The organism is Aquimarina sp. RZ0, from assembly GCF_008370685.1.
Lineage (GTDB): Bacteria > Bacteroidota > Bacteroidia > Flavobacteriales > Flavobacteriaceae > Aquimarina.
Window position 1 is genome coordinate 1 of the sequence record NZ_VTZU01000114.1, and the last position, 14,856, is coordinate 14,856.

Below are 14,856 nucleotides of genomic sequence, written 5' to 3' on the forward strand. Positions count from 1 at the left end.
CGTGCTTACTAAAAAAAGCAGCAACACTTTAAAAAACGGCCTTGCAAAGAGCTAAAGTTAATACCCAGTAAATTACGAATTTTACGTTAGCCTACGTACTGAAGTTTCTGGGGTCTATGAGGGATTGTAGCCAACGCCGGAGCATTCTCGGATGGAGAACAAAATGCATTGGCTGTATTATCAAATAGAATGTTAGTCACAGAAACGTTACCGATGTGGATTCGTTCTAATCAGACTAAAACATTTACACTTGATAAATTAAAGAAGAATAGCTCTACCACATTAAAAAATCATAAACTTACGTTAGAGATGACCTCCAATCCAGCATGGTATGCAGTGCAAGCACTGCCGTATTTGATGGAGTATCCTTATGAATGCGCAGAGCAAACCTTTTCCAGATACTATGCGAATTCATTAGCCAGTCATATCGCAAATTCTAATCCCAGAATTCAGGAAGTATTCAAGCAGTGGAAAAACACAGATGCTTTACTTAGTAATCTGGAAAAAAATCAAGAATTAAAATCGTTAATCATACAAGAAACCCCTTGGTTACGTGATGCACAAAGCGAAACAGAACAAAAGAAACGTATCGCACTACTTTTTGATCTTAATAAGATGAATAACGAATTACAATCAGCTTTAAATAAATTGCAGCAAGCACAATTTGGATCAGGCGCATTCCCATGGTTCAAAGGTGGTAGAGAAAACAGGTATATCACGCAACATATTGCTGCAGGTTTCGGACACTTGCAAAAACTTGGTGTTACAGAATTTGATGGCAATACCGCAAATATGATAGAGATCGCAGTTCAATATCTGGATCAGGAATTCATAAAAGAGTATGAAGAGCTTAAAAAATATTGCGAACGAAACAATGTTGATATCACCAAAGATCACTTAAGCTATACTCAGATTCATTATCTATATATGCGTAGCTTCTTTACAGATATCAAACGAACCAATAAGACTAACGAAGCTTGGGCTTATTACTTAGGGCAATCAAAAAAGTACTGGTTGGATAGAAGTTTATATGCCCAGGGAATGCTGGCATTGATATTACAACGAAATGACAATCAAGCTACAGCGACTAAAATTATCCGGTCTTTAGACGAAAAAAGTATCACTAGTCAGGAATTAGGGATGTATTGGAAATCAAACACTTCTAGTTGGCATTGGTATCAGGCACCTATAGAAACGCAGGCGCTTATGATCGAAGTATTTTCTGAGATAGAAAAAGAACCTAAAAAAACAGAGATTATTGACAACCTTAAGGTTTGGTTATTAAAAAACAAGCAAACAAACCGATGGAAAACCACAAAGGCAACTACAGAAGCTATATATGCCCTGCTATTACAAGGCAGTGACTGGCTGCCCATAACAGATATGGTCGAAATTGTATTGGGAGATCAAAAAATTGATCCCAGCCAGATAGAAGATGTAAAAGTAGAAGCCGGAACAGGTTATTTTAAAACCTCCTGGAATGGTAGTGAGATAAAATCCGATATGGCGACTGCCAAAATCACCAAAAAAGGAAATGGCATTGCCTGGGGAGCATTGTACTGGCAGTATTTTGAAAATCTGGATAAGATCACTTCTGCAAAAACTCCTTTGCAATTGAAGAAAAAGCTATTCTTAAAAAAGAATACAGATACAGGAGAAGAAATTACCGAAATTACAGACAAAACTCAACTTCAATTAGGAGATTTAATTAGAGTCAGAATCGAATTAAAATCTGATCGTGCTATGGAATTTGTACATATGAAAGATATGCGAGCTTCGGGATTAGAACCTGTTAATGTAATTTCTCAATACAGGTGGCAAGATGGATTAGGGTATTATGAAAGTACCAAAGATGCAGCTACTAATTTCTTCTTTGATTATTTACCCAAGGGACTCTATGTTTTTGAATATGAACTGAGAGTGAATAACAAAGGGGATTTCTCTAATGGAATCACCACCATACAAAGTATGTACGCGCCAGAGTTTAGCAGCCACTCTGAGGGTGTTCGCATAAAAATAAATAACTAATATCTAGTCGGAAATACAGCAAAATCATATCTTTTTGCGAAATTTTCAAATTATGAAAATCGTCTATTTCTGACCAGACACTGACTACAAAGACAAAACCTCACTGATATCTATAATCTATGAGGTTTTCTTTTTTTATAAAAAACATTAGTGAGTAAGGAGTACAATCCTATGAATATTAAAAAAATAGTTTGATACCAATTTAGAAAATATCAGGTAGAGAAGCTTCAAAAAAACAAACAAAATATCTATCTTGTCCAGATAAATTATCACACAAATATGATGTAATAAGAGTTTTTGCACATGAAAATTTTATGTAAGTAAGAATACTTCCCAATTATAAAATTCTCATAGCATCTATAATTACATTTCTTATAACAAATGACCACTCTGACGTATGTTTAAAAAAAATAGGAATCTCTTTTTACTCTTATCTATCTGTTTATCCTTTGTCAATGCACAAACAGTAGATTGGGAAAATCCAGATATCATAGGAATCAATAAAGAAGCTTCTCATACATATTTTATCTCCTATAATTCAGAAGCAGCGGCTATCCTAGACAGTTTACAAACAACAAATTATAAATCTCTAAACGGAAATTGGCAATTTAACTGGAGTAAGAATCCAGAGGAAAGAATACTTAATTTTTATGCGCTTAATAAACCATTAAAGGATACAATCCCCGTTCCTTCAAACTGGCAAATGCACGGATATGGATATCCACATTACACCAATATCACCTATCCTTTTCCTAAGAATAAACCTTTTGTTCCTCATGATTACAATCCGGTAGGCCAGTACAAACGAGCTTTTGAAATAGATGAATCCTGGAAAAACAAAGAGATTTACCTACATTTTGGTGCTGTAAAATCTGCATTTTACATATGGATTAATGGTAAAAAAGTTGGATATAGTCAAGGCAGCAAATTACCTGCCGAATTTAATATTACGACCTACTTGCAAGAAGGCAAGAATGAAGTGGCTATAGAAATCTATCAATTTACGGATGCCAGCTATATCGAAGATATTGATTTTTGGCGTTTATCAGGAATAGAAAGAGATGTTTTTTTACATGCTAGACCAAAATTGATGATTCATGACTTCTTTGCCAAAACTACCTTAAATACATCTTTAGATAATGGAGTACTTAATTTATCTGTAGAGCTTAAAAACACTACTCATAAGAAAGATTTTTATCTAACTTCAAAGCTCTATGATGGAAAAAAAGTTGTTTTTGACACTGATCGTAAAGCATCAATAGAAAAAGATGAAATCAAAACACTGGCATTTCAAAATACAATTCCAGATATTAAACCCTGGTCTGCAGAGCAACCTAATATATACACCTTGGTACTCACTTTAAAAGACGGACAAAACCAATTATTAGAATCTGTCTCTCATCAGGTAGGATTTAGGACGGTTACACTAAAAAACGGACAATTAGTAGTCAATGGCAAAGCCATTCTATTAAAAGGAGTCAATCGTCACGAACACGATCCTGTTTCTGGTCACGTGATGTCTAAAGAAATGATGCTAAAAGATATTCAGCTCATGAAACAGTTTAATATTAATGCTGTAAGAACCTCTCATTATCCCAATGATCCATACTGGTATAAACTATGTAATCAATATGGTTTATATGTGATTGACGAGGCCAATGTCGAAGCACACGGATATGGGTGGATCGTAAATCAAGTTGCTAGAGACCCTAAGTATCATACTCCTATTGTAGATCGGATTAAACGCATGTTTTTTAGAGATAAAAACAATCCTTCAATAATCATTTGGTCAATGGGTAATGAGGCAGGAACCGGTGTACCCTTTATAGACGGCTATCAGTGGTTAAAAAAAATGGATGATACGCGATTAGTATCTTATGATAGAGCAGAAGTAGATCCAGACTTTGATCATACTCGCCATACTGATATTATTGGCTATATGTATGCGCCCATCACTGCTATCAAACAAGAGCACTTAACTCGCAATCCCAATCGCCCTTTTATATGGGTAGAATATGCCCACTCTATGGGTAATAGTACAGGAAATCTTAAAGAATTGTGGGATTTTGTAAGAAGTGAACCCAGAGTACAAGGTGGATTTATTTGGGATTGGGTAGATCAAGGAATCGCTATTACGACTCCTAATGGTGAAAATTATTGGGGTTATGGAGGTGATTTTGAACCAGAAGGTATTAACCATTCTGGTGCTTTTTGCTTAAATGGATTGATTTTTCCAGACAGAACTATACAACCTGCTCTTTGGGAAGTAAAAAAACAATACCAAAGTATCCATACCAAAATTCTAAGTATAAAAGAACTAAGTTTTGAGATTTTTAATGAATACTGTTTTACAAATCTATCACAATATGACCTAGACTGGGAAATCCTAGAAAATGGAAAAAAAATTATGAATGGAACCCTTGCCTTAAAAGGAGCTCCATTATCCAAAACCCATATTAGTCTAAAAAAACAAGCAGAAGCTCTAAAATCAGGTAAAGAATATCTGATTAACTTCTATTTTAAGTCAAAAACAGCACAAACTCTAATTCCTAAAGGATATATTGTAGCTAAGGAGCAACTACTAATAGCTCATAATCCAATAGTACCAGAAGATGATACTATTATATCCAAGGACAAAATAAAAGTAACAGAATCGGATACCACTATTAAAGTCCAATGCGGAAAAGATATTACCATTGCGTTTGACAAAAACAAAGGACATCTGATGTCTTATCAGGTATTCCAAGAAAATTGGTTAACCTCTCCACTATCTATGAACACCTGGAGAGCACCTGTTGATAATGATATAGGGGCATCTACACCAAAAAAATCTGCAATATGGAAAGATATAGCTTCTAAATTAGAAGTAAAATCATTTCAATGGAAACAATTAGCAGATAAAAATATTATGGTAAGTATTCATAAATCAAACCCAGCCATTGCTAGTTTTTATATAAATTACACAGTTAATCCTTCAGGAAAGATAAAAGTACACTACGTATTTGAACGATTAAAAAGTTCGCCATTAATTCCAAGAATGGGGATGAACCTTAAACTAGCTAAGCATATGAATCAGGTGGTTTATTATGGCAGAGGTCCTTATGAAAATTATCCTGATCGTAAAGAGGCATCATTTTTAGGTATCTATCAAGCCGAGGCATCAGATTTTTATGTGCCGTATATAAGACCTCAAGAAAATGGATATCGAACGGATGTGAGATGGCTAAAAGTGATGAATAAAAATAAACAAGGATTAAAATTCTCCAGTCAGAGTCTTCTTAATTTTAATATCAATCATTTTAATAATGAAGATTTTGAGCCCAGTGGAAAAAATCTTCATACAATTGATCTAAAAGAGCGTCAACATACCAATCTAAATATTGATTATAGACAAATGGGAGTCGGTGGTGATACAAGTTGGGGACTACTCCCCTATCAACCTTACTTGATTTATCCAGAACCTATGAAATATACTTTTGTAATTGAACCTTTATTGCCTTAGTTTTAGAATAAAAAAAAGCTATAGCTATGCTAGGCTCAATTTTTATCCACTAAAATAAAAAAATATGATTTTTCTTTTCCAGTAAACTACCTCGGGGGAAGCTTCAGAGTATTTACACCAATTCAAACAACAACTGGTGTTATTCCTATTTTCCAAGAAAAAACAATACAATACTTCATAAATATTATACCATTTTTGCTTTAAAATTACCCAAATAAAATACAATTGTTTTTTCTTTAGGCAAAAAAGAAAAGTTCAGCATAGCCTACGGTTAATTTTTATTTTGAAGCATAAGGAGAAAAGAACAAATTTTAGTGGGTAATTTTAAGATAGAAATAGTATTATTCCCTTACTCATACGACTAGTTCCCTAATTTCTTATAGTAAATATGATGTTGTTTTAGGTACTTAGTAATAAACTAAACAACTATGAAAAATCAATACTGTTACTTCATCTCCTTATTTTTACTACTTACATTTACAACCATCAGTAATGCTCAATACAAATATGATAAACTATGGGCAAAAATAGAAAATCTAGAATTAGAAGGAAAAACAAGATCTGCTTCAGAAAGAATTGATTACATTCTTAAAATTGCTAAAAAAGACAATAATGACCCACAACTCATCAAATCTTTTTTTTATAAAGCTAAATATGAGTTATTATTAAAAGATGATGCAGATGCCTTTGTATATGAATTGTTAAAATCAGAAATTAAAAAAAGTTCTTTCCCTACCCGAAATATTTTAGAATCTATTCTTGCTAAAAATCTGGAAAATTATCTTGATAGTCAAGCTTACAAAATTAGAAACAGAACCAGTATAGACAGTATAATTTCAAAAGATTATAAAACATGGGATATCAATACTTTAAAATTTCAGATACATCAACACTATCAGAACTCCCTCAAAGAACATAGAGAATTAGGCAAAATTAAGGATACAGTATTTTCCAAAATCTTACTTTATGGAGATAATGACCTACAATATAAAAACACCTTATATGACCTCTTGGCGAATAGAGCATTAAACTTTTATGATTCTAATCTTTACTACAGTAATAAGAAAAATAATTTTAGCATTAAATCAGCACATTACACAATTCCGTCTGTATTTAAAAACTACACTTTAAAAAATTCGGAATCTTTCTCTACAATGCAAAGTGCTTTACAAATATTTCAAAACCTAGAAAAAATTCATGCCAAAGGAAATGATAATTTATCATTGGTAATGACTGCTTTAGAAAGACTTCGTTTTTTACAAAGAAAAAAACCATCAGATCAGAACCTGTATCTCAATGCACTAAAAAAACTACAGACAAAATATACTAAAGAACCTAAGGCTCAAATTAGTTTGCAGCTCGCACGATACTACCAAAAAAACATGAACCTGAAAACACATCCTAATTACAATGAAAAAGCGCTACAATTGTCTTATGAAATCTCTAAAGAATTTCCAAAAACAGTTGTGTCGACAGAAGCAAATAAACTAATTACATTTATTACCAATCCTCATCTAAAAATAACATCAGAAGGCTTTATAATTCCTAACAAACCGAGTAGAGTCCTTATCGAGTATAAAAATATAGACAGTATTCATTTATCTTTTTATAAAGTACCTATCCGTTATTATGGTATTCGGGATTTTTACTATAATATAGATTCACTACTTACTGTTTTTACTGAAAAACATACGGCTATTCAAAAAGTAGTATATGGATTGCCCAAAAACAAATATTATGTAAACAGAACTACAGAAATAATTTTACCAAAATTACCTCAAGGAAAATATATAATTATTGCACAAAAAGATGCAAGTAAGCCCTTCAAGAATTCAATTTATGGAATCAACTATATACAATCAACATCATTAGCAATCGTTACTAAATCTACAAACAAAAAAAACACCTATCAAGTAGTAAATAGATCAAGTGGTGCACCTGTAAACAAGGCAAAAATTGTATTAACTGATAATGATACAGAAAGCCCTTTCTATAGAAAATTAAGTACCGACTCTCGGGGAGAGGCAAGTATTTATAAAGGGAAAAAATCACATATATTTAACACTCTAATATCCAACAATAAAGATTCTCTTTTTATTCAAACAGACCTAGATCAGTTCTATCCCAGATCAAATTATAACCACATTAAAGATAAATTTGAAGCTAAAGCTTCTCTTTTTACAGATAGAAGTATCTATCGCCCTGGACAAAAAATATATTTTAAAGGAGTACTCACGCAACTCAAAAAGAACAAATCAACCCCTGTAGTAGGTGAATATGTTGCAATTACATTATATGACACTAACAGTCAAGAGGTAAAAGAACTGAGACTGTTAACTAATGAATTTGGATCGGTTCATGGCGAGTTCACCTTACCTTCTAACGGATTGAACGGAGCATATACCATTGAAATCGATGAAGATTACGATGAAGATTCCCATTTTTGGGATGATGTAGATTTTCAGTACCACGAACATGAAATTCTGGTAGAGGAATACAAGCGACCCAAATTTGAAATTAACTTTGATAAAATAATAGAAGTCTATACGTTCAATGACTCTATACATGTAAGAGGCAGTGCTAAAGCTTTTTTTGGAGGTAATGTATCCAATGCAATTGTGGATTATTCTGTAAAACGTGAAAAAAAATACTTTTATTATCCTTCTTTTACAGCAGAAGAAGTTACCATATATAATGAAACTGTTACAGATCAAAAAGGGAATTTCGATATTACATTTAAAGCCACCCCGGATCATAGATCAAAACCTAAAGACAGACATATTTATACATATGAAATTCAAGTAGAGATTACAGATATCAATGGAGAAACGAGAAATAAAACTCAGAAAATCAATATTGGATATCATAGTCTTGTTACTCAATTAATGATGCAGACAAATATCAATACAGACAGTAATGATGCAGTTGTATTTATTGATATCAATAATCTTAATCAAGTTCCTATCCCTGGCAAAGGAAAACTGAACATTTACAAACAACATCATCCTACTAGAATTTTAAGAAAAAGACCTTGGACTATTCCCAATATTCAAACAATTCCTGAAGAAGCCTTTATAGCTTTGTTTCCAAATGATAGATATACTACAGAAAACAAAACCATCCTTGATAAACAAAAACCTATTGCCATATACTCGGTAGATACTAGTAAGGACACTACAGTAGTATTAGAAAATATATCTAATTGGAAAGAAGGAACATATATAGCCAAATTCGACACTAAAGATCCTTATGGCTATGACATTACAACTGAACAAAAATTTACAGTTACCGATCCTAGAAAAAACTTTCTTCCAGACAATCGCATATTTGATATAAAAACCAACGATCGCTATATAGGTTCTAAAAACATACTAGAAATTGAAGCGCGCACTGCTGCTAAATCATTATTTGTAACTATAGAAGCGTTTCAGAAAAATAAAAGAATATACCATGATGTTATTGAAATCACATCAGGAAAATGGGTTATTCCTATCCTATTAAAACAAAAAAAAGATCAAATAGATATACAAATATCGTATGTAAAATATAATTGTATCTGGACAGATAATGTCAGATATAATTTTCCAAAAAAGACCATTGATACAAAACTAGCCATACAATTAGAAACTTTCAGAAATAAAATAGAACCAGGAAAAAATGAAACATGGAAACTAAAAGTATTAAACACTTCAGGAGCTCCAGCTTCTGCAGAGGTTTTGGCATCAATGTACGACCAATCATTAGATTCATTTAAAGAACATCAGTGGCAAAATAATATTAAAATCCATAACTATGAGTTGCTCTACTATAATATACTACCCAATATCGATATAAATACATCTTTTCAGAATACATACATCCGAATTAAAAATCTTGCCAGTTTACGGTATAGAGATCAAAACTTCACACATAATGATATTCATTCTTTCGGTTTTAATCTCGTAAACCCTGAAAATAATCAAAGATGGTATCTTAATACAATTGACTATCACCACCATATAAAAGAAACTAAAGGTGGTAAAAGATTAAAAGTCCCTGGAGGTACAATTTCAGGAATTGTAACTGATGATACCGGGGTTCCATTATTAGGAGTAAATATTATCATTAAAGGAACCAACCGAGGAACGGTATCTGACTTTGATGGGTTATTTACAATTGAAGCTAATAAAAATGACATTTTGTTTTTTTCTCATATTGGTTATATATTATCAGAAGTCAAAATCAACAATAATAAAGCTTCTATTGTTATGAGGGAGGATCCTGCTCTCCTAGAAGAAGTTATTGTTGTAGGTTATGGGACTACGCAGAAAAGATCATTGACAGGAGCGATTACGACTGTCTCATCACAAGAAACCAGTAGTGAATTTGATCAGTTATTAAGTGGCAAAGTTACAGGCATAACAATTGTAAGTGCTAATGGAGCCTTTGGAGCTTCATCAATTCTAAAAATAAGAGGATACAATACTACAGGAAAAAACAAACCACTAGTTATTATTAATGGTATTCCAAGACTCAAAGGATTAGAATCCATAGTTGCTAAGGATATTGTGGATCTACAGATGCTAAAAGGCGACGTTGCGGTTAAGATGTATGGTCGCAAGGCCGCTAATGGTGTTATCATTATCACCACCAAAAAAGGAATCGAAGAACTTCAAAAAATAGTCCCTAGAAAAAACTTAAAAGAAACCGCTTTTTTCTTTCCACAATTACAAACGGATAAGAAAGGAAATATAAGCTTTAATTTCACATCCCCTGAAACTTTGACTAAATGGAAATTTCAGGCATTTGCCTATGATAAACAGCTAAATTCCAGATTAATTCAGAGTGAAGTTATCACCCAGAAGGAATTGAGTGTAACCCCTAATCCTCCTCGTTTTTTACGACAAGGGGATACGATTTCATTATCCGCTAAAATTACCAATCTAAATATCAAAAAAATGAATGGCCTAGTATCATTACAATTAATTGATGAAATTTCTCAGAAAAATTTACAATCACTGATTATAGATAGTAAACAGGTTCAGAATTTTACCGTCGATGCCAGGCAAAACGCCTCTGCTAATTGGAAAATTCATATCCCAGAAAATGTGAAGGCTATACGATATACTATTTGTGCTAAAGCTGGTAAATTTAGTGATGGTGAGGAAAGTATACTTCCTGTATTATCCAATAACTTGTTAGTAACCGAAAGCATTCCTATTTGGGTAAGACCGGGAGAAAAAAAGACGTATGGATTTGATAAGATGGCAAAACAAACTTCTACAACCCAAAAAAATCATCAACTTACCATTGAATATACTACCAACCCTGCCTGGTTTGCTATCAAATCTCTGCCATATCTTATGGAATTTCCCTATGAATGTGCAGAACAAACGTTTGCAAGATATTATAGCAATGAGATTGCAACACATATACTGAATAGTAATCCTAAAATTAAAACTGTATTTGATATCTGGAAAAAAAACGATCAATTCGTCTCTAACTTAGAAAAGAATGAAGAACTAAAAAACATATTGATTCAAGAAACACCCTGGCTGCGAAATGCTCAAAGCGAAAAGGAACAACAAACACGATTAGCAGAGTTGTTTGACATCGTTAAAATAACTAAAAAACAAGAAGATATTCTGCAAAAACTAAAACGAATGCAAGATCCATCCGGAGGATTTCCCTGGTTTAGTGGCAGTAATCCAAACAGATATATTACAAGACATCTTGTTTCAGGCTTAGGGCATTTAAAAAAACTGAACATTGATTCAGAGAACATATACACTACCAATATTATTGCTAAAAAAGCAATTGCATATCTGGATATTAAGTATCTGGAAAATTTTAAGTATCAATTCCTGAACAATGGAGATTATTATTTTACTAATGATGATTTACACTATTTCTATGCACGAAGTTTTTGGGAAGAAAAATATCCTATAAGTCAAGAAATTAAAAATATTTACAACACATATATTCCAAAAAAAACAGAAGAATGGTTACAAACAAAACTATTTAATAAAACAATACTTGCATTGATACTGCACCGAAATAGCGATCAAAAAATAGCTAAGAAAATACTTTCTACTATAGAAGAGAGTGCAGTGCAATCAACTGAGCACGGAATGTATTGGAAAGAAAATAAAGCAGGCTGGTATTGGTATCAATCTCCTATCGAGACTCAAGCACTCATTATAGAAGCGTTTTCAGAAATTAATAACGATCCTACAATTATTGATAATCTTAAAATCTGGTTATTAAAAAATAAACAGTTACAAAATTGGAGTACTACTAAGTCAACTACTGAAGCTATTTATGCATTGTTATTACATGGTAGTGATTGGTTATCTGCAGAAAATACAGTGCAGATAAATTTTGGTGATGCATTAAAAACATCAAATATATTACAATTTGACCCTATAGAAGCCGGAACAGGCTACCTGAAAAAGCAATGGAACAAAAAGGACATCACACCAGTAATGTCTCATATTACGGTGCAGAATACTAGTACAGTTTCGCAATATGGTGGATATTATTGGCAATATTTTGAAGATCTGGATAAGATTACTTCTGCAAAAACCCCATTACAATTGAAGAAAAAACTATTCTTAAAAAAGAATACAGATACAGGAGAAGAAATTAACGAAATTACAGACAAAACTCAACTTCAATTAGGAGATTTAATTAGAGTCCGAATCGAATTAAAATCTGATCGCGCCATGGAATTTATACATATGAAAGATATGCGAGCTTCGGGGTTAGAACCTGTTAATGTAATTTCTCAATACAAGTGGCAAGATGGATTGGGATATTATGAAAGTACGAAAGATGCTGCGACTAATTTCTTCATTGATTATTTACCCAAAGGCGTCTATGTTTTTGAATATGACTTGAGAGTTAATAACAAAGGAGGTTTTTCTAATGGAATCACCACCATACAAAGTATGTACGCGCCAGAGTTTAGAAGCCATTCTGAGGGTGTTCGCATAAAAATAAAATAACTAGTATCTGGTCGTAAATACAGCAAAATCAAATTTGTATCTTTTTGCGAAATTTTGATTTATTTTTAATTGTTTGATATTAATCTACTTCAAAAAAAATAAAGCCTAAATTTCATCAAAAATCTTTCAAATTATGAAAATCGTCTATTTCTGACCAGAATAACTACAAAGACAAAACCTCACGGACAGCTATAATTTGTAAGGTTTTCAATACTGCTCTTAAAAATATTTTATGGAATTTCAATACCCACAAAGTCAATAACAAAGTGATTTTTCACTAATATTAGCTTTGTTTTTATAAGGAATTTTACGTCTGTTAAGCATAAGCCCAAAAGCTCTATGTTTCTATATATCGTGTAGATCTTATTTGATCCCTCCAAAAGCTCCAAAACACATGTTTTTATGCAATATTTCGGTTTTTCTAAAACCTATTTTTTTCATTAATTCTAACTGATATGTCATCGACCTGGGTGAATCTTCCTTTTCTATGTAATCCAAAACTTTTTTTCTATAGCTTTTACCGCCTATCCCTTCCAGGTAATCCCCATAACGTTTCCAGGTATATTCATTTATTTCAGCTGTTTCCTGGGTTACCAAATCAGAAATCATCAAGCATCCCCCAGTATTAAGTAACCCATAGAACTTTTTGAATGTTGTTTCCCAATCCATATCATCTCTCAGGTGATGTAATACTGCTCCAGCTAGTATAATGTCAAACTTTTTTCTTTTAAAATCAATTTGTCTTATATCTCCTTGTATTATTTCTACTGAATTGTTAGTCTTGGCAGAGACTCTTTCTCGTGCTCTATCTAGCATCGGTTTGCTCAAGTCAACTAATGTACAATGCAGGTTTGCTATTTTTGATAGCATTTTTAAACTGTAATTCCCTGCACCGCATCCTACATCCAGTATATACTGAGAATCAGGCTTAATTCTTCTAGAGGCTTCAGTTATAAGTTCAAGGGATATTTGTGCATCGATAGTTGCAACTTGACCTATGTCTAAATTTGAAAACCGTTCTACATCATTATCAAAACGCTCTTTTATTTCTTTTACTGTTGATTTATTCATAATTACTAGTTTAGATATGTTAATTCAAATCTAGTATTTTGAATTAATACTTCAAAAGACTTATTTTATCATTAATTAATACCTATAAAGTATAGTTATGGAATTACGGCATTTAAGATATTTTTTGGCGGTAGCTAATGAACTGAATTTTACCAAAGCATCCGAAAAACTTTTCATTTCTCAACCCCCGTTGAGCAGACAGATAAAAGAACTCGAAAATGAGATCGGAGCTAAACTATTTGATCGGAATACTAAGAAAGTTGTGTTAACAGATGCTGGAAAATTCTTTAAAGAAGAAATTTCTTGTCAATTACAAAATTTAGAATCAATTGTATTAAAAACCAGAAAAATATCAGAAAATGTAAGTGGAGAATATAGGATTGGGTATATAAGTTCAACATTTTCGGATACGATTGCAAAACTGGTTCAATTCTTAACTAAAAAATATCCTTATTTGAATATAAAACTATATGAAGTTTCCACAACGAAACAAATTTTAGCACTAGAACAAAGTAAATTGGATTTGGCTATTGTACGAGCACCTTTAATCTCTACAAAAATCACTTCAGAATTATGGTTTAAAGATTCTTATTCTCTAGTCTTTAACAACACTAAGGTCTCCATAGAAAACGCCAATGATTTAATGAACCTGAAAGATGAAGTTTTTGTGTTTTTTAATAAAGAGTACGCCTCTATATTTTATAATTCTCTTATTGAAATTTGTTCTCAATATGGATTCACCCCAAATATTGTTCACGAATCAAATAATATTAATTCAATACTTCAATTAGTAAGAAATGGTTTAGGTATTTCTATTGTTCCGAGTAGTTTAAAAAACAACCATATGTATCCAGAATTATCATTTTTGGATTTAGGCAGTAAGTTTTCCAGTGATGTTCTGCTTGCCAGACCCAAAAAAGAAGAATCACAAATTACCAATTCGGCAGTATCTTTTTTATTAGCTTGATTTTGACTTATACAATTCAATAGTCGTTTGAATTCACTAATAAGAGAAAATTAAGATTTTTTTATCTCGATGAATAAAAAAATATGACTGTCGGATTCCTTGCATAAGATCGATAATTTACGTATCTTCTTGTTTTAGAGCGATTTATTCTAATAAAGATTCAAGATTTTTTCAGGAAATTTCCAGATGAAGTGAGTTGTAAAACTCATTTCAAAGCAGAAAGAGACAAACAAGGAGTTATTTGTAAACGATGTTCAGGTATGGAACATTATTGGATTTCTACTCGAGACCAATATCAATGT

The 14,856-nt window shown here is 32.3% G+C and carries 6 protein-coding genes; 5 read left to right on the forward strand and 1 reads right to left on the reverse strand.

The annotated features are described in order from the left end of the window. Positions 1-168: 168 nt before the first annotated feature. The 3 genes from F0000_RS25380 (at position 169) to F0000_RS25390 (ending at position 12,516) form a co-directional block, all read left to right on the forward strand. The gene (locus F0000_RS25380; protein ID WP_255452893.1) at positions 169-2,028 is read left to right on the forward strand and encodes a hypothetical protein; all 1,860 of its coding nucleotides are present in this window, start codon (positions 169-171) and stop codon (positions 2,026-2,028) included. A gap of 397 nt (positions 2,029-2,425) precedes the next feature. Then, positions 2,426-5,530, forward strand: coding sequence for a glycoside hydrolase family 2 TIM barrel-domain containing protein (locus F0000_RS25385; protein WP_149627512.1), 3,105 nt, complete (start codon positions 2,426-2,428; stop codon positions 5,528-5,530). 428 nt (positions 5,531-5,958) lie between these two features. After that, positions 5,959-12,516 (forward strand): MG2 domain-containing protein, encoded by a 6,558-nt coding sequence (locus tag F0000_RS25390; RefSeq protein ID WP_149627513.1) that lies wholly within the window; start codon positions 5,959-5,961, stop codon positions 12,514-12,516. A gap of 363 nt (positions 12,517-12,879) precedes the next feature. On the opposite strand, the gene F0000_RS25395 is transcribed toward F0000_RS25390, so the two are convergent. Beyond that, positions 12,880-13,587: a class I SAM-dependent methyltransferase gene (locus tag F0000_RS25395; protein WP_149627514.1), complete on the reverse strand. Its 708-nt coding sequence runs from the start codon at positions 13,585-13,587 to the stop codon at positions 12,880-12,882. A gap of 97 nt (positions 13,588-13,684) precedes the next feature. Here F0000_RS25395 and F0000_RS25400 point away from each other — a divergent pair, with 97 nt between their 5' ends. Continuing rightward, the gene (locus F0000_RS25400; protein WP_149627515.1) at positions 13,685-14,554 is read left to right on the forward strand and encodes a LysR substrate-binding domain-containing protein; all 870 of its coding nucleotides are present in this window, start codon (positions 13,685-13,687) and stop codon (positions 14,552-14,554) included. 152 nt (positions 14,555-14,706) lie between these two features. Further along, positions 14,707-14,856, forward strand: a 150-nt coding sequence (locus tag F0000_RS25405) for a transposase (RefSeq protein WP_255452894.1), incomplete at its 3' end; no start/stop codon positions are given.

Coding starts and splice junctions, on each gene's coding strand:
- F0000_RS25385 (WP_149627512.1), top strand. CDS start 2,426: ATGTTTAAAAAAAATAGGAATCTCTTTTTACTCTTATCTATCTGTTTA.
- F0000_RS25390 (WP_149627513.1), top strand. CDS start 5,959: ATGAAAAATCAATACTGTTACTTCATCTCCTTATTTTTACTACTTACA.
- F0000_RS25395 (WP_149627514.1), bottom strand. CDS start 13,587: ATGAATAAATCAACAGTAAAAGAAATAAAAGAGCGTTTTGATAATGAT.
- F0000_RS25400 (WP_149627515.1), top strand. CDS start 13,685: ATGGAATTACGGCATTTAAGATATTTTTTGGCGGTAGCTAATGAACTG.